21 protein-coding genes and 1 rRNA gene are annotated in these 24,382 nt (G+C 33.6%); 20 read left to right on the forward strand and 2 right to left on the reverse strand.

The window, feature by feature from the left end:
• Nucleotides 1–16 precede the first annotated feature (16 nt).
• The 6 genes from IF125_RS09980 to IF125_RS10005 all read left to right on the forward strand — a co-directional run bounded on the left by IF125_RS09980 (nucleotide 17) and on the right by IF125_RS10005 (nucleotide 6,538).
• Entirely contained in the window at nucleotides 17–1,477 is a 1,461-nt protein-coding gene (locus IF125_RS09980; RefSeq protein ID WP_225542377.1) for a RagB/SusD family nutrient uptake outer membrane protein, read from the forward strand.
• 96 nt (nucleotides 1,478–1,573) lie between these two features.
• Nucleotides 1,574–3,538, forward strand: a complete 1,965-nt coding sequence (locus tag IF125_RS09985; protein WP_225542378.1) for a putative porin — start codon at nucleotides 1,574–1,576, stop codon at nucleotides 3,536–3,538.
• Nucleotides 3,539–3,648: 110 nt separating this feature from the next.
• Nucleotides 3,649–4,683 carry an alpha/beta hydrolase gene (locus tag IF125_RS09990; protein WP_225542379.1) on the forward strand — a complete coding sequence of 345 codons (1,035 nt, stop codon included), beginning with the start codon at nucleotides 3,649–3,651 and terminating at the stop codon, nucleotides 4,681–4,683.
• A gap of 21 nt (nucleotides 4,684–4,704) precedes the next feature.
• Nucleotides 4,705–5,769 (forward strand): DUF2891 domain-containing protein, encoded by a 1,065-nt coding sequence (locus tag IF125_RS09995; protein ID WP_225542380.1) that lies wholly within the window; start codon nucleotides 4,705–4,707, stop codon nucleotides 5,767–5,769.
• The gene (locus tag IF125_RS10000) at nucleotides 5,769–6,152 is read left to right on the forward strand and encodes a hypothetical protein (protein WP_225539666.1); all 384 of its coding nucleotides are present in this window, start codon (nucleotides 5,769–5,771) and stop codon (nucleotides 6,150–6,152) included. The genes IF125_RS09995 and IF125_RS10000 overlap by 1 nt, the downstream gene beginning before the upstream one ends.
• Before the next feature lie 89 nt (nucleotides 6,153–6,241).
• Nucleotides 6,242–6,538 carry a hypothetical protein gene (locus tag IF125_RS10005; RefSeq protein ID WP_225542381.1) on the forward strand — a complete coding sequence of 99 codons (297 nt, stop codon included), beginning with the start codon at nucleotides 6,242–6,244 and terminating at the stop codon, nucleotides 6,536–6,538.
• Between the two features lie 58 nt (nucleotides 6,539–6,596).
• On the opposite strand, the gene dusB is transcribed toward IF125_RS10005, so the two are convergent.
• Nucleotides 6,597–7,595, reverse strand: a complete 999-nt coding sequence (dusB, locus tag IF125_RS10010; protein ID WP_171623377.1) for a tRNA dihydrouridine synthase DusB — start codon at nucleotides 7,593–7,595, stop codon at nucleotides 6,597–6,599.
• Between the two features lie 32 nt (nucleotides 7,596–7,627).
• On the opposite strand from dusB, the gene IF125_RS10015 reads away from it, so the two are divergent.
• The 8 genes from IF125_RS10015 (at nucleotide 7,628) to atpG (ending at nucleotide 13,389) form a co-directional block, all read left to right on the forward strand.
• On the forward strand, nucleotides 7,628–7,843 hold the full coding sequence (locus IF125_RS10015) for an AtpZ/AtpI family protein (RefSeq protein ID WP_171623378.1): 216 nt from the start codon (nucleotides 7,628–7,630) through the stop codon (nucleotides 7,841–7,843).
• A 4-nt stretch (nucleotides 7,844–7,847) separates the two neighbouring features.
• Nucleotides 7,848–8,228 carry a hypothetical protein gene (locus IF125_RS10020; RefSeq protein ID WP_225542382.1) on the forward strand — a complete coding sequence of 127 codons (381 nt, stop codon included), beginning with the start codon at nucleotides 7,848–7,850 and terminating at the stop codon, nucleotides 8,226–8,228.
• Nucleotides 8,229–8,306: 78 nt separating this feature from the next.
• Nucleotides 8,307–9,443: a F0F1 ATP synthase subunit A gene (gene atpB / locus IF125_RS10025; RefSeq protein ID WP_225542383.1), complete on the forward strand. Its 1,137-nt coding sequence runs from the start codon at nucleotides 8,307–8,309 to the stop codon at nucleotides 9,441–9,443.
• Between the two features lie 53 nt (nucleotides 9,444–9,496).
• Nucleotides 9,497–9,706 (forward strand): ATP synthase F0 subunit C, encoded by a 210-nt coding sequence (gene atpE / locus IF125_RS10030; protein ID WP_013598300.1) that lies wholly within the window; start codon nucleotides 9,497–9,499, stop codon nucleotides 9,704–9,706.
• 96 nt (nucleotides 9,707–9,802) lie between these two features.
• Nucleotides 9,803–10,297: a F0F1 ATP synthase subunit B gene (locus IF125_RS10035; protein ID WP_171623381.1), complete on the forward strand. Its 495-nt coding sequence runs from the start codon at nucleotides 9,803–9,805 to the stop codon at nucleotides 10,295–10,297.
• A 2-nt stretch (nucleotides 10,298–10,299) separates the two neighbouring features.
• Entirely contained in the window at nucleotides 10,300–10,860 is a 561-nt protein-coding gene (atpH, locus tag IF125_RS10040; protein WP_225539663.1) for an ATP synthase F1 subunit delta, read from the forward strand.
• 11 nt (nucleotides 10,861–10,871) lie between these two features.
• A complete protein-coding gene (gene atpA, locus IF125_RS10045) occupies nucleotides 10,872–12,446 on the forward strand; it encodes a F0F1 ATP synthase subunit alpha (protein WP_171623383.1) in 1,575 nt (524 codons plus the stop codon).
• A gap of 70 nt (nucleotides 12,447–12,516) precedes the next feature.
• Nucleotides 12,517–13,389, forward strand: coding sequence for an ATP synthase F1 subunit gamma (gene atpG, locus IF125_RS10050; protein ID WP_188319249.1), 873 nt, complete (start codon nucleotides 12,517–12,519; stop codon nucleotides 13,387–13,389).
• A 277-nt stretch (nucleotides 13,390–13,666) separates the two neighbouring features.
• On the opposite strand, the gene glyA is transcribed toward atpG, so the two are convergent.
• Nucleotides 13,667–14,941 carry a serine hydroxymethyltransferase gene (gene glyA / locus IF125_RS10055; RefSeq protein ID WP_171623947.1) on the reverse strand — a complete coding sequence of 425 codons (1,275 nt, stop codon included), beginning with the start codon at nucleotides 14,939–14,941 and terminating at the stop codon, nucleotides 13,667–13,669.
• Nucleotides 14,942–15,387: 446 nt separating this feature from the next.
• Between glyA and IF125_RS10060 the strand changes: the two genes are divergently transcribed.
• The 6 genes from IF125_RS10060 to IF125_RS10085 all read left to right on the forward strand — a co-directional run.
• Nucleotides 15,388–16,446 (forward strand): anhydro-N-acetylmuramic acid kinase, encoded by a 1,059-nt coding sequence (locus tag IF125_RS10060; RefSeq protein WP_225542384.1) that lies wholly within the window; start codon nucleotides 15,388–15,390, stop codon nucleotides 16,444–16,446.
• A 108-nt stretch (nucleotides 16,447–16,554) separates the two neighbouring features.
• The gene (nhaA, locus tag IF125_RS10065; RefSeq protein WP_225542385.1) at nucleotides 16,555–17,715 is read left to right on the forward strand and encodes a Na+/H+ antiporter NhaA; all 1,161 of its coding nucleotides are present in this window, start codon (nucleotides 16,555–16,557) and stop codon (nucleotides 17,713–17,715) included.
• 102 nt (nucleotides 17,716–17,817) lie between these two features.
• A complete protein-coding gene (locus tag IF125_RS10070; protein WP_225542386.1) occupies nucleotides 17,818–19,038 on the forward strand; it encodes a bifunctional folylpolyglutamate synthase/dihydrofolate synthase in 1,221 nt (406 codons plus the stop codon).
• 156 nt (nucleotides 19,039–19,194) lie between these two features.
• Nucleotides 19,195–19,884, forward strand: coding sequence for a hypothetical protein (locus tag IF125_RS10075; protein ID WP_225542387.1), 690 nt, complete (start codon nucleotides 19,195–19,197; stop codon nucleotides 19,882–19,884).
• A gap of 20 nt (nucleotides 19,885–19,904) precedes the next feature.
• Nucleotides 19,905–22,985, forward strand: a complete 3,081-nt coding sequence (locus IF125_RS10080) for a hypothetical protein (RefSeq protein WP_225542388.1) — start codon at nucleotides 19,905–19,907, stop codon at nucleotides 22,983–22,985.
• Between the two features lie 752 nt (nucleotides 22,986–23,737).
• A 16S ribosomal RNA gene (locus tag IF125_RS10085) occupies nucleotides 23,738–24,382 on the forward strand; the annotation flags it as partial.

Here is a 24,382-nt window from a genome sequence, read left to right on the forward strand (position 1 = left end):
TTCTTACAAAAAAATTATGAAAAAAATTATATTAAGCTTACTTGTAACAACAGCCATAATGGGACTAAGTTCTTGTAGCGAAGACAAATTAGATATAGAGCCTACAATCATCGAAATCTATACAGGAGATTTAAAAACAGAAGAGGAGATGTTATGGGCAACGAATAATATTTATAATTCATTAGCCTCTGAATCTTTATTTGGAGCAGGATTATTAATTAATGCAGACATAATTTCTGATAATGTATTTGCAAGTAATATATTGGAAAGTGGTTATTATCAAACTCAACAAAGTATGGGGTGGTCAGGCGATAGTGGATTTGGCCCATTTAGATCTCTGTATGATGTGATACAAAAAGCAAATTTTGTTATTTATGACGAAAACTTACCTGAAACAGCAGTCGTAAAAAGTTTCAAAGGAGAAGCAAAAATAGCAAGAGGATTAGCCTATTTTTATTTGGTTCAGTTGTTTTCATCAAATCCTACATCAGGTCAATACCAAGAATATGGTGTTCCTTTGATGTTAGAAAAATATACAACGCCTAATGTAAACCCAGCAAGAGCTACAGTTGCACAAAATTATGATCAAATTATCAAAGATTTAACAGAAGGAATTAGTGAAATGAATCCAGGTTCAAGAGTTTCAAAAACATTTCTTTCTCCAACTGCAGGTAGGCTGATTTTATCTAAAGTTTATTTGACAAGAGGAGCTTCTGGTGATTATGATAAAGCAATACAGTATGCAACTGAAGTATTAGAGAACTCTCCAAGTAATTTTGAAGTCATTACGAATGATAAGTTATATGATTACTTTACAGGAACAACTGAAGCAAAATCAGAAGAACAACCAGAAACTATTTATGAAATAGAGCAAAAATCTGGATATTCATTACAGATTAATGCACATCCTGCAACATTTTATTCTAATCAAGGAACTCACAAAGGCTTATTAATTCGTGAATGGGTGTATGAGCTATTTGACGGAGTAGATACACCAAATAAAGATGACGATGATTCACGTGTAGCTCTAATCAATGCATCAGGTCCTGATCAAGATACTCCAAAAGGTGTGTGGACAAGAAAATATCCTCGTAGTGTGGGAGGGAATTGGTATGGAAATATCAAAGTCTTTCGTATGACAGAAGCGAAGTATGTTATCATGGAAGCGATGGCGAAAAAAGGAGATAATGCTGGAGCTTTGGCTATGTTAAACGAACATGCAGCAGAACGAAAAGCACAACCTTATTCAGGAGACGCTTTAACAGCTATTTTGTTAGATGCTCAGAAAGAATTTGTTGCAGAAGGACATCGTTTTTTCGATTTGAAACGTAATAATTTAGGTTTTGATAAAAAGACAAATTGTCTTGGAGATAAATGCTCTATACCTGCTGATAGTAGATATTTTGTTTATCCAATATCTTTATCGTCAAGATTATTAAATACAAACATGACACAACATCCTCTTTGGGGAAATTAATTCTAAATTTTTTATAACATTATCCCACTTAGAAATAAGTGGGTTTTTTTGTATCTCTCAATTTTAGATTACTTTTGTAAGGATTTATTCAACAGGATGAAAAAAACAATCATTGGTTTATTTTTATTGGGAGCTGTGATAGCACAAGCTCAAGAAGATTCGATAAAAAGTTTAAAACCTTTAAAAGGATCGTCAGGGAATGATTCTATAACGTATTTTAAAACTAAAATCGACGATTATAAATTTTGGACAAATGGCAGAAAGCCAGAAGTTATTGATACAACATTGCATATCAAAAACTATTACAACCAAAACTTTATAAAGCAGGATGCGTTTGGGAAATTATTTTATCCTAATGTTGGAGGTGTTGTTGTGGATTTAGAATATCAAAATTCACCTTTCAATCCATCGATGTTGCCTACGGGTAAAAAGTATAACTATTATTATGCGAATGAGATCAAATATTACGATGTCAAAACGCCTTATACTGAGTTTATTTACGAAAATGGTGTCAAAGAAGGAAACTTTTTGTCTTCCACATTTTCGCACAATATCAACAAACAATTTAACTACACTTTTCATTACCGAGGTTTAATTTCTGAAGGCCGTTATAAACACGAAAAGGCACAGAATAATACATTCGTATTTTCATCAAATTATAAAACAAAATCAGAACGTTTCAAGTTGTGGTGGAATTATGCAGCGCAGAATTTGAAAAATAATGAAAACGGTGGAATAAAAGATATTTACGATTTTATTTTACAAGATGAACGTAGAAAGACAAATATTCGTAATATCGATGTAAATTCCCAAACAGCAAAATCTGAATTTGATGCACGTCGAATTGAGTTGAATGCGTCGTATGGAATTTTAAAAAAGTTGAACGAAAAAGATTCTACTTTTTATAATCCGATCGAATTAAAGAACAAGTTTTCCTACGAAAAACAAAAATATCGATACGAAGATTCCTCTCCAAATGGTGATTTGTATGATACACCTCTGATAACAGGACTTGACAACAGAAATAAAAAGAGTTTTACTGATTTGTCGAATACAACAACTGCTGGTTTTCTTTGGACCGATCGTGTGAAAATTGAGGCTGGAGTTAAATTACAGAGTTTGCGTGTGTTTTCAGAAGAGCCTTTTATTTTTTCTAAAGTGGATGAAGATGACAACATAATTTATAATGTAATTAATCCTAAAGAAATAAAAGAAAATCTTTTTGGAGTTGTAGGAAAAGTGGATTTTGATTGGAATGAAAAGTTAAAACTTTACGGAAATGTAGAGTATCTGCAATCGGATAATTATAAAAGTGTCTACAATGTGGATGCCGTTTTAGATATTACGCCAATAGAAGGTTATACATTAAGCGCAGGAGCGGTTATACAGTCTAAGATTCCATCGGTGAATGCCATTTATAATCAAAGTTTTTTTGCCGATTTTAATTACGCAAACAAGTTTGAAACAGAAAATGTTCAAAATTTATTTGCAAAATTAAAATTAGATAAAGTAAATACGACAGTAGAAGCATCTCTTTACAATCTCGACAATAAAGTGTACCTGGATTCAGATTTAGTTTACAAACAGCTAAATGATAATATCAATTATTTCAAAATAAAAGGTGAAAATCATTTACGTTTCGGAAAAATAAATTTGGTTTCGACAGCTCAATATCAAAAAGTAACCAAGAATGAGAATATTATGCCTTTGCCAGACTTCTTGATTCGTGAAACGTTATATTGGCAAGGAGAATTATTTAATAAAAATGCACAATTACAAGCGGGTATTAATGCAACGTATTTTACGAAATACAATGGATTACGTTACATCCCGATACTTAATGAATTTGCCATACAAGACCCAACTAATATTCAAGAGATTGGAGGTTATCCTATTTTGGATGTTTTTATCAATTTCAAGGTTCGTAATATGCGTTTCTACATTCGTGGTGAACATATCAATGCTTCTTTCACTAAAGAACCAGAATATTTTGCCGCACCAAATGTTCCGTACCGAGATTTTAAATTTCAACTTGGGTTGAAATGGAATATTTTCAGTTAAAATAATTACAAATTATATAGAAAAATGACTTCAAGATGAGGTCGTTTTTTTTGTCTAAAATCATTTGTGTAGAATAATTCTAAATAGTTATTTTTAGAAAAATTTTATACATGAAAAAATTCCTACTTTTATTTTGTTTGATTTTCTCTCAAATCGGTTTTTCTCAAGAGAAATTATCAATTGCTGAAATCCAAAAAATAAATTCCAAAATCTTAAATACTGAACGAGAAATTTGGGTGAATCTTCCCGAATCGTATTATAATAATAAACTTCAAAAAGTAAATTATCCTGTGATTTATGTGTTAGATGCCGAATCTAATTTTACGTTTTTAACAGGCGTAGTTTCTAAGTTTCAATTGGGATTTTATCCAGAAATGTCTGAATCGATCATTGTCGGAATTACGAATAAAAATGGTGATCGAACAAAAGATTTTACACATGTAAATGATGTTAATTTTCTGAATTTTATTCAAAATGAATTGTTTCCTTTTATGCAGAAAAATTATCGTGTGAATGATTTTCGTTTGTTAATTGGACATTCTTTAGGTGGATATTTTGCGTTGAAAACCTTGTACAACCATCCCAAAACTTTCAATGGATATGTTGCGCACGATCCAAGTGTTTGGTTTAATGACAAAGAATTATTGAATCTTTATCAAAATTTAGAAAATCATTCTTTCGAGAATCGATTCTTGATGATAACACAAGTTGGTGAAAGTCAAAATGCAGATCATTTACGAGACCATTATCAAAGTATAAAAAAGGTGGACGAACGTTTGAAATCATCAAAGAATAAATCATTGAATTATCATTACAAACAATATATTGACGAAGAACATGGTTCGGTTCCGATGATTGGCTCGATTGATTATTTGCGTTGGCAGTTTGATGGTTATCGTGTGAATATTAAAGAGATTCCGAATCAACCAAATTTGGTGAAGGATTCTTTTGAAACGATTTCTAGAAAATTGAATTATTCTTTTCAACCAACAGAAACGTATATCAATAATGTTGCAAATTATCTGGTAAAACAAAAGAAAAATGATTTAGCAAAACAGTTTTTTGAACAAAATGTGAAAATTTTTTCTGAAAGTTTACAAGCAAAAGAAGAATTGAAAAAATTCTTGGACTCGAATAAAAATTAGTAATTTGGTAAAAACATTTTGATGAAAAAAATACTCTATTTAACAACTTTATTGACGACGACTGCTTTTGCACAAGATTTGAATTTAGATCAAGCAAAGAAAATTTTCGATTTACCAACGCATTGTATTTCTGTAGAATACCCGAATAAATTAGGAAATGTTTTGGGAAGTGATGCAGATCTTAAAACGCCAAAGCAATTGCGTCCAATTTTTTATGGTTGTTTTGATTGGCATTCGTCTGTGCATGGATTTTGGTCGATTGTGAAATTGATGAAAGATTTTCCTGAATTGGATCAAAATAATCAGGTTAGAAATGAGTTAAATCAATTGATTACAGCAGAAAATGTTGCGGTCGAAATGGCTTTTTTCAATGATAAAAATAACAAGAATTTTGAGCGTACTTATGGTTGGGCTTGGTTGTTACAATTGCAAATGGAATTGAATCATTGGCAAGATAAAGATGCGCAAGTTTGGGCAAAAAATTTGAAACCTTTGAGTGATTTGATAATTGTTCGATACAAAGAATATTTACCGAAATTAGTTTATCCAATTCGTACAGGTACGCATGATAACACAGCTTTTGGTTTGAGCTTAGCGATCGATTATGCACGTTCTGTGAATGATAAAACATTCGAAAAAGTGATTACTGATAATGCAAATCGTCTTTATTTAAAAGATAAAAGTTGCAATATTGCTTTCGAGCCAAGTGGTTCCGATTTTTTATCTGCTTGTTTAGAAGAAGCATTGATTATGTCAAAAATTCAACAAAAAGAGGACTATAAAAAATGGTTAAAAGATTTTTTACCTCAATTATTTAAAAAGAATTTTGAATTGAATCCTGGAATAGTTTCAGATCGTACAGATGGTCATTTGGTGCACTTAGATGGACTAAATTTTAGTCGTGCAACAGCTTTGTATCAAATTGAACATAAATTACCCGAATTAAAACAGTTGAATAAAATTGCAGAAAATCACCTCAATTATTCATTAAATAATATTTCAAATGACGATTACATGGGAAGTCATTGGTTGGGAACTTTTGCACTTTATGCATTGAAAACAAAACAAGAACTAAAAATAAAATAATGTTTAAGGATCAGGACGGAAATTATAAATTGAAAGTAGCGTTTGATTACGATGATACGTTGACAGATGACGTTTTGTTTCAGTTAGCGCAACGAATGATTCGAAAAGGACATGATGTCTGGATCATGACGGTTAGGACAAGTAACGAGCAATACGTAAAGCATTGTTTAAAGATGAATATTCAACCGAAATTGGAAGGTCGTAATGCAGATTTAATTGCAGATGCGACTACATTGGGTGTCGTGGATAAAATTATTTATACCGATAGTGAAGATAAATTGGAATTTTATCAAGAACACCAATTTGATCTACTTTTTGATGATGATGCCGATTGGCATACAAATCCGATTTGCGAAGCTGGAGGTATAGGAATTCACATCTAGAATTAGCTAATGATAGGGATTTTATAGAAGTAGAATTGTTTCTAAATTTGTTTCAAACAAATACAAATAATAAACATTAATTGAATTTTATGAAAAAATATTTTTACATCATATTTGCAGTTTTAGGCATTATAGCTTTTGGTTATAGTCAATATTCGAAAGAACAATTAGAAGATCAATTGACGAAAACCGGAAAGTGTGTACAAGGAGTTGTGGTTGAAACAAGCGGTACGTTTAAACGTCCGAAAGCAACAATTCAATATCCTGTAAATGATGAAGTTTACGAAGTTACATTACGCTCTAGAGCGGATGTAGATGAAGTGGTATTGATTAAGTTTGATACATTAAATCCTGAAGAAGTGATGCTTGTAGATAAATGCAATTAAGTGTAGTCTCAAGTTTATAATGGAAAAATCCACCAAGCAATTGGTGGATTTTTTGGTTTTATTGTATTTCCGTTAATTTCGGAATAAATTCTTCTTCAATTTCTTTGAAAGTTGCTTCCAAATCAACTAAGTTATCATGCGTAACTAATTTTGTACGATAAGGTTTGAAATTTGGAATTCCTTTGAAATAATTGGTATAATGCATACGAGTTTCTAAAATCCCTGTGCGCTCACCCTTCCATTCAACTGCCCAATTTAAGTGGTTTTTTGCAGCTTCCATTCGTTCTATAATAGTAGGTTCTGCTAACAATTCTCCTGTTTCACGATAGTGTTTTATTTGTTCAAAAATCCAAGGGTAACCAATTGCTGCTCGACCAATCATCACACCATCTACACCATATTTTTCTTTGTATGCAATTGCTTTTTGTGGCGAATCAATATCTCCGTTTCCAAAAATCGGAATCTCAATATTTGGGTTTGCTTTTACTTTTGCAATCGGTTCCCAATTTGCTTCTCCTTTGTACATTTGCATGCGTGTACGACCATGAATAGACAATGCTTTGATACCTGTTTCTTGCAAACGTTCTGCAACTTCGTAAATGTTAATTGATTCGGAATCCCAACCCAAACGAGTTTTCACGGTAACTGGTAAATGCGTACTTTCGACAACAGATTTTGTTAAACGTACCATCAAATCTATATCTTTTAATACGCCAGCTCCAGCTCCTTTACACACTACCTTTTTTACAGGACATCCAAAGTTAATATCTACGATATCAGGTTGTACGGTTTCGACAATTTTAGCAGACATGGCCATTGCTTCTTCATCTCCACCAAATATCTGAATACCAATTGGACGTTCGTAATCAAAAATATCTAATTTTTGACGACTTTTTATTGCATCACGAATCAATCCTTCAGAAGAAATAAACTCTGTATACATCAAGTCTGCACCATGCATTTTACATAGTCGACGAAATGGCGGATCACTTACATCTTCCATTGGTGCAAGCAATAAAGGGAAGTCTGGTAATTCTATGTTTCCTATCTTTACCACGAAATAATTTTTTGCAAAATTACATAAAACTTATGAAACAAGATCGAAAGACCGAAGGTGTAAATCAATATTTAAAGTTTTCTGCTATGGGAATTCAGATGGCAGCTGTGATTGCCTTGTTTGCTTGGTTGGGGACTTTTTTAGATAAAAAGTTCGAAACAGCGCAGCCTTTATGGACGGCTGGCTTATCTTTGCTGGGTGTTTTTGCAGGATTATATTTGATGTTGAAGCAATTACCAAAAAAATAATAAAATGATCAAGAAATTTATTCTTTTAGCACTTGCTTTTATTGTAATGGTTGCAATTTTTTGTGGGATTCATTACACAATTGTTACTCACTATAATTTTAGCGAAAATCCGCTAATTGTTCCCAAAATGTATTTGATAATTGGATTAATCACCTTAATGATTTTTCAAGTAGGATGTTTTGTGAAAATAAAATTTCCCGAATACGTAGGCTTTGCCTTTATGGGAGGGATGATAGCGAAGATGGCAGTTGTCTTAGCTTTGGTTGTTGTTAATGAGCAAATTAAATCAAATGTAGTGCAATTAATTATAAGTTATTTTGTAATTTTGCTTGCCGAAGTTTTAGTGTTTATTCGCTTAATTAATTTAAAGTTAAAAAAAGTTTAATGATTTTTAGCATTTGACTTTGGTAAGTGGTTAATTTACTATAATTTTGCACGCAATTTAGAAACAAAGGAATTATACATGAAATTTTCAGCGTTATTAGCGTTTTTATTACTTTTCAATTTCGGATTTGCTCAGCACGCAGCATCTTCGCAAGAGAATCTTCCAAAAACGTTTGAGGAGTTAGTTAAAATCGAGCAAGCAAAGAGTCAAGAGGAAGCTGCTAAAGTGAAATCTGGTGAGTCTACGTTTAATCCCGTGCCTGGTATTATGCATCATATTGCAGATGCACACGATTGGCATTTATGGGGAGAAGGTGAAAAAAGTGTAGGTGTTGCATTACCTGTTATTTTATGGGATAATGGTTTACATGTTTTCATGTCTTCTAAATTTCATCACAATGAGGCAGTTGCTGAAAGTAATGGAAATTACTACATCAACTTCCACGAAAAAATCTATAAAACAGATGCACAAGGAACAATCCAAGCTCATATCGATGAGAAAGGAGTGTATCACTTGGATAATGAAAAACCATTAGATTTTTCTATTACGAAAAATGTAGCGTCAATGTTAATCTCTTTCGTGATTTTAATCTTAGTTTTCTCTGCAGTAGCATCTAACTACAAAAAAGGAAATATGGTACCAAAAGGTATCGCAGGATTCATCGAGCCAATCATTATTTTTGTGCGTGATGAAGTAGCGATTCCAAATATTGGAGAGAAAAAATATGCGAAATTTATGCCTTATTTATTAACGTTATTTTTCTTTATCTGGATCAATAATTTATTAGGATTGTTACCAGGTGCAGCTAACGTTACAGGAAATATAGCAGTTACATTTGTATTAGCATTAATTGCATTAATTGTAATTAATTTCTCAGGAAACAAAGATTACTGGGGACACATGTTATGGATGCCAGGTGTGCCAGTTCCTGTAAAAATTATTTTAGCTCCAATTGAGTTGATCGGAATTATTACAAAACCTTTCGCCTTAATGATTCGTTTATTTGCGAACATTACAGCAGGTCACATCATCATTATGTCGTTAATTTCGTTAATCTTTATCTTTCAAACAGAAGCAATGGCAGGAGGTTCTATTCCTTTAGCTTTATTTATCTACTGTTTAGAGTTATTAGTAGCGGCATTACAAGCTTTCGTATTCACAATGTTAGTTTCATTATTTATCGGAACAGCAGTAGCAGAACACGATCATCATTAAGAATAAATAGAAAAAACAATAAAATAATTTTTTAATAATTAAATACAATTATCATGACAGGAAGTATTGCAGCAATCGGAGCTGGTTTAGCAGTTTTAGGAGTTGGTTTAGGTATCGGTAAAATCGGTGGATCAGCTATGGAAGGAATCGCTAGACAACCAGAAGCGGCTTCAAAAATTCAAACAGCTATGATTATCGCAGCAGCCTTAATCGAGGGTGCAGGTTTATTCGGTATCGTAGTTGCGTTATTAGGTAACGGATAATATTTGAATTAAAATTAGCTTCAATAACGGTTGGTTGTTGAAGCTAATTCATTAAAAAATTAATTAGTAAAAAATAAAATTTAATACATACACACAATGGATTTAATTACACCTTCAGTTGGTCTTATTTTTTGGACTGCGGTCGTATTTATCATCTTATTAGTATTGTTAAGATCATTAGCTTGGAAACCAATTTTATCTGCAGTTAAAGAAAGAGAACAATCTATCGAAGATGCATTAAACGCAGCTAAAAAAGCGAAAGAAGAGATGGCTTTATTAAACGCTCAAAACGAGAAAATCATGAAAGAAGCTCGTGCAGAACGTGATGCAATCTTGAAAGAAGCGCGTGAAATGAAAGAAAATATCATCAACGAGGCGAAAAATTCTGCAACTGTAGAAGCTAACAAATTAATTGAAAACGCTAAAACAGCTATCCAAAACGAAAAAGCATCAGCAATGGCTGATATTAAAAATCAAGTTGGACAGTTATCAATTGAAATTGCTGAAAAAATCTTAACAAAAGAATTGTCAGATAAATCTGCACAAGAAGCTTTAGTTAATGACGTTATTGATCAAGTAAAATTCAATTAATCATGGCAGGATTCAGAGCAGCACATAGATACGCTAAAGGTTTGATGGGATTTGCTATTGAAGCAAATCAAACAAATGAAGTGTATGCTGAAATGAATGATGTTCGCAAAATCATTAAAGAGAATGAAGATTTAAGAATTTTCTTAAACTCTCCGGTGATTGATGCGAAGAAAAAAGAAGTCGTATTGAGTGAGATTTTTAAATCTTTATCAAAAACTTCTCAAACATTCATTTCATTAGTCGTTAGACAGGGTAGAGAAAATATCTTGTTTAAAATTGCTGATCAGTTTATCACATTATATGATCAAGCAAATAATATTGTAACAGCTGAAATTACTTCGGCAGTACAATTAGATCAACATACAATTGATAACATTGTTGCAAAAGCAAAACAAACTTTAGCAGCAGGTAGTCAAGTAAAAGTAGAAAACAAAATTGATGCATCTTTAATTGGTGGTTTCGTATTAAAAATAGGAAACAATCAAGTAGATTCTTCAATCAAAACAAAGTTAGCTACGCTTAAAAAAGATTTTTCGAAAAACGAATACATTCCTAAATTTTAAATATTTCAGAAATGCCAGAAATAAATCCAGCTGAAGTTTCAGCTATATTAAAACAACAACTTTCAAGCTTTGATTCAGCAGTTGAATTAGCTGAAGTTGGAACCGTTCTAACTGTTGGGGATGGTATTGCTCGTGTTTACGGGTTAGACAATGCTCAATACGGAGAATTAGTAGAATTCTCAAACGGGTTAGAAGGAATGGTACAAAACCTTGAAGAAGATAACGTAGGTATTGTACTTTTCGGACCTTCAAAAGGAATTAGAGAAGGTGACACAGTAAAACGTACAAACAAGATTGCATCTATTAACGTAGGTGAAGGAATGTTAGGACGTGTTGTTGATATGTTAGGAAATCCGATCGATGGTAAAGGACCAATCGAAGGACAATTATACGAAATGCCTATCGAGCGTAAAGCTCCAGGAGTTATCTACCGTCAACCAGTAAACGAGCCTTTACAAACAGGTATCGTTTCTATTGACTCGATGATTCCAATTGGACGTGGACAACGTGAGTTAATCATTGGTGACCGTCAAACAGGTAAAACTTCTGTTGCTTTAGATGCAATCTTAAATCAAAAAGAATTTTACGATAGAGGTGAAACAGTTTTCTGTATCTATGTTGCAGTAGGACAAAAAGGGTCTACAGTTGCTGGTATTATGAAAACATTACAAGATCACGGTGCAGACAAATATACAGTAGTAGTTGCTGCTAATGCATCTGATCCAGCTCCAATGCAAGTATATGCGCCAATGGCAGGTGCTGCAATCGGTGAATTTTTCCGTGACTCTGGTCGTCCAGCGTTAATTGTTTATGATGATTTATCTAAACAAGCAGTTGCTTACCGTGAGGTGTCTTTATTATTACGTCGCCCACCAGGACGTGAAGCATACCCTGGAGACGTTTTCTACTTACACTCTCGTTTATTAGAGCGTGCTGCGAAAGTAATTAAAGATGATACAATCGCATCTCAAATGAATGATTTACCAGAATCTATGAAAGGTATCGTAAAAGGTGGTGGTTCTTTAACTGCTTTACCAATTATCGAAACTCAAGCTGGTGACGTTTCTGCATATATCCCAACAAACGTAATTTCGATTACAGATGGACAAATTTTCTTAGAGTCTGATTTATTCAACTCTGGTGTTCGTCCAGCGATTAACGTAGGTATCTCTGTATCTCGTGTTGGTGGTTCTGCACAAACAAAACCAATGAAAAAAGTATCTGGTACATTGAAATTAGACCAAGCTCAATACCGCGAGTTAGAAGCTTTCGCGAAATTTGGTTCTGATTTAGATGCAGCAACAATGAACGTAATTGGAAAAGGTGAACGTAACGTGGAGTTATTAAAACAAGATGTTAACTCTCCAATTCCAGTAGAAGAACAAGTAGCAGTTATTTTTGCGGGTACTAACGGTATGTTGAAGGACGTTCCAGTAAACAAAGTGAAAGAGTGGCAAGCTGATTTTGTTGAGCTAATGCGAAACAAATATACAGACACTTTAACATCTATCCGTTTAGGTAAATGGACTGACGAAATTACAGACGTATTGAAGAAAGTAGTAGCTGAAACTACTTCTAAGTACTAATAAAATATAAATGAAACTTAGAGGTTTCTGATCTCTAAGTTTCTTTTAATCCTTCATCTCAAATAGAATTATGGCAAATTTAAAAGATATACGTACACGTATTACTTCTGTAGGTTCTACAATGCAGATCACAAGTGCTATGAAATTAGTATCTGCTGCAAAACTAAAACGTGCTACAGATTCTATTGTACAGTTACGTCCCTATGCAGATAAATTACGTGAACTTTTACAAAATGTAAGTTCTACTTTAGAAGCTGAAGTAGGAGGTGCATTAACAGAAGAACGCGAAGTTAATAAAGTACTATTAGTCGTTATTAACTCAAACAGAGGTTTATGTGGAGGATACAACTCGAGCATCATCAAAAAAGTAAATGCTTTATTGGCTGGTGAATTAGCTGGTAAAGAAATAGAGCTTTTAACAATTGGTAAAAAAGCAAACGATACTTTTAGTAAAACACAAACTATCTATAAAAATGCATCAAGCATTTGGGATAATTTAAACTTTGCAGATGTAGCTGAGATTGCGGATGATTTAGTTGCAAAATTTGAAGAAGGTCAATATGATCAAATAAGAATCATATATAACCAATTTCAAAATGCAGCCGTACAAATCGTTCAAGACGAACAATTCTTACCAGTTGTTTTAGAGAAAAAAGAAGACGAAACTAACAATACAGCAGAGTTAGATTACATCTTCAATCCTTCGAAGGAAGAAATCTTAAAAGACTTAATTCCTCAAACGTTAAAAACGCAATTATTCAAAGCTGTGTTAGACGCTAATGCTTCTGAGCACGGAGCACGTATGACGGCAATGCATAAAGCAACAGACAACGCAAGCGAGTTACAGAAATCATTAAAGATTCAGTACAACAAAGCGCGTCAAGCTGCTATTACAAACGAGATCTTAGAGATCGTTGGTGGGGCAGAAGCGTTGAATGCATAAGACAAACGACTTATCTTATTTTAAATACAAAAGCAACTTCTTACAAGAAGTTGCTTTTTTTATAACTATTATTGATTGACATGTTGTACTGAAATTATGCGAAATCTCTTTAGTAATTAATTCAATCATTAGTACCCCTAATAATACGGTTTAGAGAGGTCTTTAAAAACGTAGTTAGGTTTTGATTAAAACGTCAGGACATTTTTATATGAACAAAAAAAGCCTTGAACAAATGTCAAGGCTTACTATAATCTAATTGCTTAGATTTAATTGTGAATTACTTCATTTGAAATAATGGACGTGACGACATAAACTCGTTTACACGATCTGCTACATTATCAATAACCTCTTCATTATCGATGTTCATTAACACTTCGTCAACCAAATCTGCTACTGTTTGCATGTCTGCTTCTACAAGACCACGTGTTGTAACTGCCGCTGTACCTAAACGAATTCCTGATGTTACGAAAGGTGATTTGTCATCAAAAGGAACCATGTTTTTGTTGCAAGTTATCTCTGCCAATACCAAGGCATTTTCTGCTTGTTTACCAGAAATTCCTTTGTTTCTTAGGTCAATCAACATACAATGATTGTCTGTTCCGCCCGAAACAATGTTATATCCTTTTGCAACCAACGCTGCAGCTAATGCTTTTGCATTCTTCACAACTTGTACAATGTAGTCCATATATCCATCAGATAACGCTTCTTCGAAAGCAACTGCTTTTGATGCGATAACGTGCTCCAAAGGACCTCCTTGTGTTCCTGGGAAGACTGCTCCGTTCAAAATTTGAGACATCATTTTAATTTCTCCCTTCGGAGTAGTTAATCCCCAAGGATTTTCGAAGTCTTTTCCCATCATAATTACGCCACCTCTTGGGCCTCTTAGCGTTTTATGTGTCGTAGTTGTTACGATATGACAGTGAGGCATTGGGTCGTTTAAAATGCCACGAGCAATCAAACCTGCTGGGTGAGAAATATCTGCTAATAACAAAGCGCCAACTTCGTCTGCAACTTCGCGGAATTTTGCGTAATCAATATCACGAGAATAAGCCGATGCACCACAAATAATCATTTGAGGTTTCTCTTTGCGAGCCGTTTCTGCCATTGCTTCGTAATCTATCAATCCTGTTTCTTTGTCTACACCGTAGAAAGAAGTTTGGTAAGTCATTCCCGAAAAATTAACGGGAGAACCATGTGTTAAGTGCCCACCATGCGATAAATCGAAGCCTAAAATTTTGTCTCCAGGTTTCAAACAAGCTAAGTAAACTGCCGCATTTGCCTGAGAACCAGAGTGCGGTTGTACGTTCGCATATTCTGCATTAAACAATGCTTTCAAACGTTCTATTGCAATAGTTTCTACTTCATCTACAACTTCGCACCCGCCATAATAACGCTTTCCTGGGTAGCCTTCTGCATATTTGTTCGTTAAAACAGAACCCATCGCACGCATTACATTGTCAGAAACAAAGTTTTCTGACGCGATTAGTTCAATTCCATTTAATTGTCTTTCTTTTTCTTCTTCGATCAAATCAAAGATTACATCTTGTGCCATGTTTTTTGTTTGTATTTATTGTGTTTCAAATATAAGATTTTATCGTCTAATTTCTATACGATGTTTTCGCTATAAAATAAGAATTATCAACACTATGTTTTATTTATTTTGGGCGTTCCCTTCGGGCGGGCTATCCGTTGCAATCTTTTTTGGTGTGTAGACAAGCTCCACACCAAAAAAGGATTTCCACTACTATCCCTAACGCAGATTGAGAAAAGAGTAGTTGTGATTTTATATAAAGTCTACTTATTTTAATCTAAAAAATAATTTATTTTTCAAACGAATTCAAATTGATTTTTCAATAGAAAGGCGCTAAAAAAATATAAGATAATTCTTTTCTTATTCCGAATCTTTGGAGGAGTTTAACAAATCCAAACAAAAGATTTTTAATCTATAATATTCTTAAAGACTCATTAACTATCAAATTCTCTCATTAAATTTACCTCATGAAAAATGCTACTTTTTATATTGGTTTGATGTCTGGAACATCATTAGATGGTTTGGATATCTGCTACGTTCGGTTTGATGATGCAGGTACTTTCGAAATTTTACATGCCGAAACCATCAATTATACAGCAGATTGGCGAAAAAATCTCTCCGAGGCTTACCAATATTCTGCAATGAATTTGTGTGAATTAGACGTTAATTTTGGTTATTTTTTGGGAGAACAAGTAAAAAAGTTCATGCAAAAATATGAAATAAAAGACGTGGATTTTGTGGCATCGCATGGACAAACTATTTTTCATCAACCGAAGAAATCATTTACTTTACAAATCGGAAATGGTGCTGCAATAGCTTCTCGTTGTCAACAAAAAGTAGTGTGTGATTTTCGTACACAAGATGTTGTTTTAGGAGGACAAGGTGCGCCTTTGGTTCCGATTGGTGACGAATTGTTGTTTCATCAATATGATGCTTGTCTCAATTTAGGAGGTTTTTCTAATATTTCCTTGAATAGAAACCAACAACGTATTGCGTTTGATATTTGTCCGATTAATATTGTTCTGAATCATTATGCAAATCAATTAGGAGTTGATTATGATAAAAATGGAGAAATTGCACAACAAGGAAATGTAAATCACGCGTTGGTTGAAGAGTTAAATCAGCTTGCATTTTATCAATTGTCTTATCCAAAATCTTTGGGATACGAATGGATCGAATCAGAGTTCTTAACAATTGTTGATAAGTATGCTATTTCGACACAAGATAAGTTGAGAAGTTGTGTAGAGCACTTCGTGTTTCAAATTCAAGAAGTCTTTTCTTTTTATGATATTAACAATGTGTTGATAACTGGAGGAGGCGTACGAAATGTGTTTTTTATCAATAGATTACGAGATTTATCTGATGTTGAAATCATCATTCCAAACGATAATTTAATCGATTTTAAAGAAGCTTTAATCTTTGCTTTTCTTGGATATAAACGAATTAAGAACGAAGTTAATTGCTTGTCTTCTGTAACTGGTGCGAGTAAAGATCATTGCTCAGGAGTTATTTTCGAAGCGATTTAAAGCAATAATATCAAAAGGAAGTTTAGTTTTAAATAAAGTTCAATTCTTAAGTTATAATTAGGCAGTTAAAAACGAGTTCATTAATTTTACCGAACTAAAAAAAATACAATGATTGTTACTAAACTTTTTAATAAATTTTTTCATAGCCAAACGTCTGGAGGAATATTTTTGATATTCTGTACAGCATTTTCTTTATTCTTAGCCAATTCACAGTTTACAAAATCGTATGTTGCTATTTGGAAGATGGACATGTTTGGACATTCATTCGAACATTGGATAAATGATGGATTAATGGCAGTATTCTTTTTCTTGATAGGTTTAGAACTGAAAAGAGAAATATTTGTAGGAGAATTATCCGATACTAAAAAGGCGATTTTACCAGTGTTTGCAGCAATTGGTGGAATGGTTATGCCAGCTTTTATTTTTTATTTAACCAATAAAGGTACAGATACCATTCATGGTTTTGGAATCCCGATGGCAACTGATATTGCATTTGCTGTTGCAATTATTACGATGCTGGGTAAACGTGTTCCTATGTCCCTAAAAGTATTTTTAACTGCTTTGGCAGTAATTGACGATTTAGGTGCAATTATCGTGATTGCGTTGTTTTATCCAAATCCAGAAATGCCTTTAGATTTTACACAATTCGGAATTGCAATGGCTATTTTGTTCGGTCTTTTTGCGCTGAATAAAATGAAAGTAAAATCAATGATTCCGTATATTATAGGAGGAATTGCTGTGTGGTGGTTTATGTTGCATTCGGGTATTCATGCTACTATTGCGGGAGTTTTGGTTGCATTTACAATTCCTTTTGATAAAGATGATTCTAAATCACTTTCAGCTAAAATGGAGCATGCTTTACATATTCCTGTAGCATTTGTTATATTACCATTATTTGCTTTAGCAAATACCGCAATAACGATAGATGCTGGAGGTTTTTCACATTTTAGTGTTCCATTAGCTACAGGTATTTTCTTAGGTTTAGTGGTCGGAAAACCAGTTGGAATTACTTTATTTACATGGATTGCAGTAAAATTAGGATTATGTGTATTACCAACAGCAGTCAATTTTAAACGAGTTTTTGGTGTAGGAATTTTAGGAGGAATTGGATTTACAATGTCGATTTTTGTTTCGATGTTAGCATTCAAAGATCCAAGCTATGTAAAAGAAGCAAAACTGATGATTTTGGTAGCTTCTTTGACAGCTGCAATAGTTGGTTTTGTACTTTTAAAAATCTTATTAACAACGAAACAAGATTATTCAGATTAATTAAATCAATCAAAATAAGAACAAATAGAATCGAATTTTTCTTCAGAGAAATTCGATTTTTTTATTGACTTAGATTGTATCTTCGTATAAAATTTTAAATAAATGAGAACGTATCAAGAAACAATCGATTGGTTGTTTACAAATTTACCCATGTTTCAACGTGTAGGAGCTTCTGCTATGAAAGCTGATTTGACTAATATTACAGCTTTGTGTAATTATTTAGGAAATCCTCAAACGAAGTTTAAAACAGTACATATTGCAGGAACAAATGGTAAAGGAAGTACGTCTCATATGTTGGCTTCTATTTTTCAGGAAGCAGGTTTCAAAACTGGATTAACCACTTCTCCACATCTGAAAGACTTTAGAGAACGTATTCGTGTGAATGGTGTGATGGCAGAAGAAGAATTTGTAGTGGATTTTGTCAATAAACACGAACAAAAAATAATCGATCAAAAAGCATCTTTCTTTGAGATTGCTATTGCAATGGCTTTCGAGTATTTTGCTCAACAAAAAGTGGATATTGCAATTATTGAAACAGGTTTAGGAGGACGTTTAGATTCAACAAATATTATTTTACCAGAACTTTCAATTATTACAAATATTGGGTTAGATCATACACAGTTTTTAGGGGATACCTTGGATAAAATTGCATTTGAAAAAGCTGGAATTATTAAACCAAATACAGCGGTTGTCATTGGAGAAACAACAGCCGAAACAAAACCAGTTTTTATGAAAGTTGCCCAAGAACGAAATGCAGAAATTATTTTAGCCGAAGAAAAGCATTTTCAAGATTTAACTTCAGATTTGAAAGGCTCGTATCAAATCAAAAATAAACGGGCTGTACTTGCAGCGATAGAACAATTACAAAAACAAGGGTGGACGATTTCTACAGATAATATCACTAATGGATTATTGAATGTTGTAAAAAACACAAACCTTCGTGGTCGTTGGGATATTCTTGGTCATTATCCGCTTATTGTAGCTGATACGGCGCATAATCCCCATGGTTTAGCAGAAGTTTCGAAACAAATTAATGAACAACCATATAATCAATTGCATTTAGTTTTGGGATTTGTCAACGATAAAGATGTTTTGTCAATTCTTCAGTTTTTTCCAAAAAAGGCAACTTATTATTTTTGTCAACCAAATGTTCCACGGAAATATGATATTGATGAGCTGTATCAAATAATTCCAGAAGATATACAGGACAAACATTTTTTCGATTCTGTAGAAAAAGCATTGCTTGCAGCCAAAAATAATGCTTCTGTGAATGATATGATTTATATTGGAGGGAGTACATTCGTTGTCGCTGAAGTGATATAACATTTTTATACTTTAACAATTTTTAATTAATAATTTTTCCATTTAACATCTGATTTAAATAAAATTAATAAAATCTTATTCATTTTTTTTTAAACAAAACGTGTAAATGTTTGTAAAACAGATTATATTCGTAATGATTTAGTTAATTAAAAATTTATGAAAAAATGTTTACTTATCATAGTATTTGGAGTTTTTGCTTCTCTTACTTATGCACAAGTAGGTATTGGAACAGAGAATCCAAAAGCTACTTTAGATGTGACAGCAGTTAATGCAACAGGAACATCTACAGACGTTCAAGGCGTTTTAATTCCGAGAGTTGATAGAGAAAGAGCTCAATCAATGAAAGATGTTGAAAAATCTACAATGATTTATGTTAATGATGTTTCGACAGGAACTAACACCGGAACAGCGATAGATATTAATACAGAAGGTTTTTATTATTATAACGGTATAATTTGGGTTAAGTTAGCTTCATCAACAAGCGCTTCAACCCAATTTTTTTATATGCCATCTATTGTCATTAATACTTCTGTAACAGCAACTGGTTTAAAGAGAAATTTGCATGCAGAATATGTGGCTCAATTTACTGGAAAAACATTTGTAATGGATAATGATGGAGGAACTGTGGATGTTAATACACCAAGTCCCAAATTTATTAAAAGTGATGGTGCTCCTATAACAATTCCAAATGTTCCGTCAGCAACAGATCTTTATTACTATATTACAGATTACGACACGACATCTTTAGCTAATTTATCAATTGATGCTAACGGCGTTTTAACTTATGATGTAATAGGTACAGGTACCGATTATTCTTTTGTCAACATTGTTTTCGTTGTTAAATAATTAACCTAAAGCTGATAACAATGAAAAAGAATATATTTAATTTTTTTAGCAAGGCAATTCCGATTGGAGTCTTTTTGTTAGGAGTCGGAACATATACAGCTGATGCTCAAATAAAAGTGTATGCAAACAATACTACGGGCAGTAATAGTCACGTAGATACTCCAACCGAAGCACTCAATGGAAATGAAACATTTGCCAAATTAAACTCCTATGGAGGAGTTGCTGTAGGTATTGGTAGTTATACCGGAGATCTGACACTTAATTATACAACACCCATAGCTGCGACAGAAGAATATTACCTTAGGTTAACAACTACAGGTAATAATTTGCTTGGCGGTTTATTAGGTGGTGGATTAGGACAATTATTATCAACTGTTGTTGGAGGGCTGGTATTAGGAAATCACTATATGCAGGTAGATTTATATAATACCAGTGTAAGTACCACAACACCTTTGTTAACTGCTTTGACCAATACTACCTATAGCAATACATTAGATAGAATGCGTATTGTACAGGATAAAGCAGGAAATTATTATATGCGTATCAAATCTCCTTCTGCTTATAACAGAGTAGTACTAAAAGATGTGACCAATGCGGTACTTTTAGGGGTGAGCAATAGTACTAATGTGTACAATGGTTTCTATTTTACGGGTAGTACCAATTGTATAGATATGATGACCTATTATGATGTGAGTAGTAATTTATTAACATTAGGCGTTGCTGGTTTGGGAACTACTGGTGTTACAAATGCTCAGAACGCTATTGACGACAGTACTACAACCGCCTCTAATATTGGTATGGGAGTTTTGTCTGTAGCAGGTAGTGTTTCACAATCTTTTATTTTACCAACAACAACTGATAATACTAAAGATATTCAGGTGATGCTGCATATGGCAAACCCAGCTCTATTAAGTGTTGGTGTTGCTGAAGGTGTTTTTATTGAAGCTTACAACAATGGAGTTTTGGTTTCATCACAACAAGTAAACAGTGCCTTTTTAGGAGCAGATTTGTTGGGGTTGGTAAATCAGGGACAGAAAATACTCGTACGCTATAAACCAACCGGATCTTATGATGAAGTGAAAGTTACTGTAAAAGGTTTAGCAAATGTAGGTATAGCTAAAACAGTAGATGTATATGATGTTGCTGTTGTAAATTCTTATCCAGATGTAAATCAGACAGTCTGCACAGTGAATGGTACTTTTAATTTAAATACTATTGTACCGGGTTATTCAGCTTCAAATACTTATAAGTATTATACTTACCAAGGAGTGGAAGTTACAAATCCGACAGCAGTAAAACCAGGTTCTTACTTAGTGAAGGGTGTTACTGCAGCAGGATATTGTGCAAATCAATATGTATATATTACCGCTACTCAAACAGAGCAGTACTTTATAACAGGAAAATCTAATTACAGTGTAGCTCAGGGAGCAAGTTTAACGTTTACACAATACACAACAAATTTACCTAATGTTAGCGCTGCTAATATCAAAATTTATGATATTAATGGAAATGTGGTAAATGGACCTGTTTCATTTCCACAGCTTGGAACTTATTATTATACAGTAAAAGCAATTAATAATGCAGGAACCTGTGAAGTAATAAAAAGGCTAACGGTATATGTTTACGATCAGGCAACTTGTGGTTTCAGATATGAAAAATACCACGCAACGAATACAACAGATTGGGGTACTGTTACCTTATTAGGAATTCCTCTAGGGGCTATAAATGATCGATCGAAAGCAGGAGACGGTGATCTATCTAGCTTTGCTACGATTTCTAATATAGTGTCTTTAGTTGGAATTGGTACTACTTATCAGGATTTGAAATTTGCAGCACCTGTAACAGGAGGAACACCAGTTACGATAAAAATAGGACAAAACTTTAGCCTTACTCAAGTAATAGGAGGTATTACAGTGATCGGTTTAGATGCCAGCGGAAATCCGATAGGTAATTTACAATCAGTAGGCGATGCTGCTTTACTAGATTTATTAGTAGGAGACAATGTTTTTGAATATACTTTTACACCTACTGCTACAAATGGTTCACAACCAGATTATCAAGGGGTAAGAGTATTACTAGGAAGTGTTTTAGGTGTTGCTAATAATATGAACGTTTACGGAGCATATATCAACAGAAATGTTCCTGTACAGGATAATGGAAGCTGTACAATTGATCCGAATGTAGTAGTAAAAGGAGCTGTTATTCCTGGAAATACTGAGGCTACCTTAACTTTAAACAATACAGCTCAAGATGTATTATGGGGTGTTGAAGATCCTGGATTAGGGGTGGCACCTTCTTTGTCTTCTGTCTTATATCCATATCAGGCAGTAGATAATAATCTTGATACATATGCGGTATTCAATACAGCTGTTTCCGTATTAAATAAACAAACACTTACAGCAAAATTCAAACAAGTAGCACGACCAGGAGATGAGGTTCGTATCATTATAGGTAGTCAGAATATCGGAGTATTGAATCTGAACTTGCTTGCTGATTTTAAAATTCAGCGCTACATGGGAAATGCTCCTGTAGGAGATTTGTTAACGAATCAGAATTTTAGCCTTGTTGACTTAAATGTATTAGGTCTTTTGGGAAGTAATCCTTCTAGAAAAGCAATTATTATATCTGCAATAGATGTTCCTTTTGATCGTGTGGAAATTAGCCATACCAAACTGGCAGCTGTAGAATTGCTTGGAGAGTATACTTATATCTATGACGTGGCTGTAGTACCTAATTTAGAGTTTGACAATATCATTAATACAGACGGTAGTGCAGCAAAAATTTGCGTATCTCAACCATTATCTATACAAAAGTTAGATAGTTGTACTGGTTATATTGTGTCATTCGCGCATAAAGTGACAACAGCAGGAGTGGATAGTTATGTGGATATACCAGGATCTGCCTTAACAATTATTTCTGATCAAAATGGAATCATTAAATATACCTTGACAGAAACTTATTCTAGTTATGGAGATGCTTTATATCTAAAAATTCAGTCAACACGTAGCGAATGTACGTTTGGCGATGCACAGTATCTAAAAGTAAAAATAGCTGCTTGTAATATGATTGCAAACCCAATGATAAGAACTCGTTTAAAATAAGGAATATTAGACAGTATTATTAGTCAAATCATTTGATTGAATAATTAATTTGATAACTCCTAATAATAAAGACTATTCATTTTGGGTGGTCTTTATTATATAGAATAGATTCTACTTCGTAGAATTTCTCCCGAGTCGCTCCTTCAAAAGTATCCATTTTACTTTTCTTTTGTTCAAGAAAAGCAAAACGTCTAATCATTTTGTGCGTTAAAAACGGGCTTTTCCCGTCTAAAATTATCGATCTATCGTTTTAAATCCAAACATTTCAAAAAATATTTCTCATCATACCAGTAACTTAAGAGAAGAATGTAAAATAAATGTAAATTATGTTTGGAAAAACGAATAATGCAGGCGTATATTTGCAACCTCAATACGAAAGACGAGTAGTATTGAAATTGACATAGGGACTTATATATCGACAAAATTTATTTAAAAATAAATTTGCGAGTTTAGAAATAAGTATTACCTTTGCAAACCGATTCCGAAAGGAGTTTGAGAGTGAAAGTAAAATTGACTTATTAAAATAAAAACTTTAAAAATTTTCTAAATAAAATTTGTTAGTTAAAAAATAAGTATTACCTTTGCAACCGCAAATACCGAGAGGTTTTGCTAAGATGAGAAGTTCATTTGAAATTATAAAATATACAGAAGAAAAAATAGCCGAATAAAACGAAGTCAATCCTTGAATAATGGAGCTTAAGGAAATTCGAAGTTGTAAAAACATAAGTCTTATAGACTAAACAAAATAATTTACAATGGAGAGTTTGATCCTGGCTCAGGATGAACGCTAGCGGGAGGCCTAACACATGCAAGCCGAGGGGTATAATTCTTTCGGGAATTAGAGACCGGCGCACGGGTGAGTAACGCGTATGCAACTTGCCCTACTGAAAAGGATAGCCCTTCGAAAGGAGGATTAATACTTTATAATAGATTTCATAGCATTATGGAATTTTGAAAGATTTATCGCAGTAGGATAGGCATGCGTAAGATTAGATAGTTGGTGAGGTAACGGCTCACCAAGTCGACGATCTTTAGGGGGCCTGAGAGGGTGAACCCCCACACTGGTACTGAGACACGGACCAGACTCCTACGGGAGGCAGCAGTGAGGAATATTGGACAATGGGTGGAAGCCTGATCCAGCCATCCCGCGTGTAGGAAGACGGCCTTATGGGTTGTAAACTACTTTTATCTGGGGATAAACCTATCTACGAGTAGATAGCTGAAGGTACCAGAAGAATAAGCACCGGCTAACTCCGTGCCAGCAGCCGCGGTAATACGGAGGGTGCAAGCGTTATCCGGATTTATTGGGTTTAAAGGGTCCGTAGGCGGATTAATCAGTCAGTGGTGAAATCTCATAGCTTAACTATGAAACTGCCATTGATACTGTTAGTCTTGAG

Source organism: Empedobacter stercoris, assembly GCF_020281205.1.
Taxonomy (GTDB): Bacteria; Bacteroidota; Bacteroidia; order Flavobacteriales; family Weeksellaceae; genus Empedobacter; species Empedobacter stercoris.

Excerpts from the sequence above, each read along its gene's own strand:
- IF125_RS09980 (WP_225542377.1), top strand. The coding sequence starts at position 17 with ATGAAAAAAATTATATTAAGCTTACTTGTAACAACAGCCATAATGGGA.
- IF125_RS09985 (WP_225542378.1), top strand. The coding sequence starts at position 1,574 with ATGAAAAAAACAATCATTGGTTTATTTTTATTGGGAGCTGTGATAGCA.
- IF125_RS09990 (WP_225542379.1), top strand. The coding sequence starts at position 3,649 with ATGAAAAAATTCCTACTTTTATTTTGTTTGATTTTCTCTCAAATCGGT.
- IF125_RS09995 (WP_225542380.1), top strand. The coding sequence starts at position 4,705 with ATGAAAAAAATACTCTATTTAACAACTTTATTGACGACGACTGCTTTT.
- IF125_RS10000 (WP_225539666.1), top strand. The coding sequence starts at position 5,769 with ATGTTTAAGGATCAGGACGGAAATTATAAATTGAAAGTAGCGTTTGAT.
- IF125_RS10005 (WP_225542381.1), top strand. The coding sequence starts at position 6,242 with ATGAAAAAATATTTTTACATCATATTTGCAGTTTTAGGCATTATAGCT.
- IF125_RS10015 (WP_171623378.1), top strand. The coding sequence starts at position 7,628 with ATGAAACAAGATCGAAAGACCGAAGGTGTAAATCAATATTTAAAGTTT.
- IF125_RS10020 (WP_225542382.1), top strand. The coding sequence starts at position 7,848 with ATGATCAAGAAATTTATTCTTTTAGCACTTGCTTTTATTGTAATGGTT.
- atpB (WP_225542383.1), top strand. The coding sequence starts at position 8,307 with ATGAAATTTTCAGCGTTATTAGCGTTTTTATTACTTTTCAATTTCGGA.
- atpE (WP_013598300.1), top strand. The coding sequence starts at position 9,497 with ATGACAGGAAGTATTGCAGCAATCGGAGCTGGTTTAGCAGTTTTAGGA.
- IF125_RS10035 (WP_171623381.1), top strand. The coding sequence starts at position 9,803 with ATGGATTTAATTACACCTTCAGTTGGTCTTATTTTTTGGACTGCGGTC.
- atpH (WP_225539663.1), top strand. The coding sequence starts at position 10,300 with ATGGCAGGATTCAGAGCAGCACATAGATACGCTAAAGGTTTGATGGGA.
- atpA (WP_171623383.1), top strand. The coding sequence starts at position 10,872 with ATGCCAGAAATAAATCCAGCTGAAGTTTCAGCTATATTAAAACAACAA.
- atpG (WP_188319249.1), top strand. The coding sequence starts at position 12,517 with ATGGCAAATTTAAAAGATATACGTACACGTATTACTTCTGTAGGTTCT.
- glyA (WP_171623947.1), bottom strand. The coding sequence starts at position 14,941 with ATGGCACAAGATGTAATCTTTGATTTGATCGAAGAAGAAAAAGAAAGA.
- IF125_RS10060 (WP_225542384.1), top strand. The coding sequence starts at position 15,388 with ATGAAAAATGCTACTTTTTATATTGGTTTGATGTCTGGAACATCATTA.
- nhaA (WP_225542385.1), top strand. The coding sequence starts at position 16,555 with ATGATTGTTACTAAACTTTTTAATAAATTTTTTCATAGCCAAACGTCT.
- IF125_RS10070 (WP_225542386.1), top strand. The coding sequence starts at position 17,818 with ATGAGAACGTATCAAGAAACAATCGATTGGTTGTTTACAAATTTACCC.
- IF125_RS10075 (WP_225542387.1), top strand. The coding sequence starts at position 19,195 with ATGAAAAAATGTTTACTTATCATAGTATTTGGAGTTTTTGCTTCTCTT.
- IF125_RS10080 (WP_225542388.1), top strand. The coding sequence starts at position 19,905 with ATGAAAAAGAATATATTTAATTTTTTTAGCAAGGCAATTCCGATTGGA.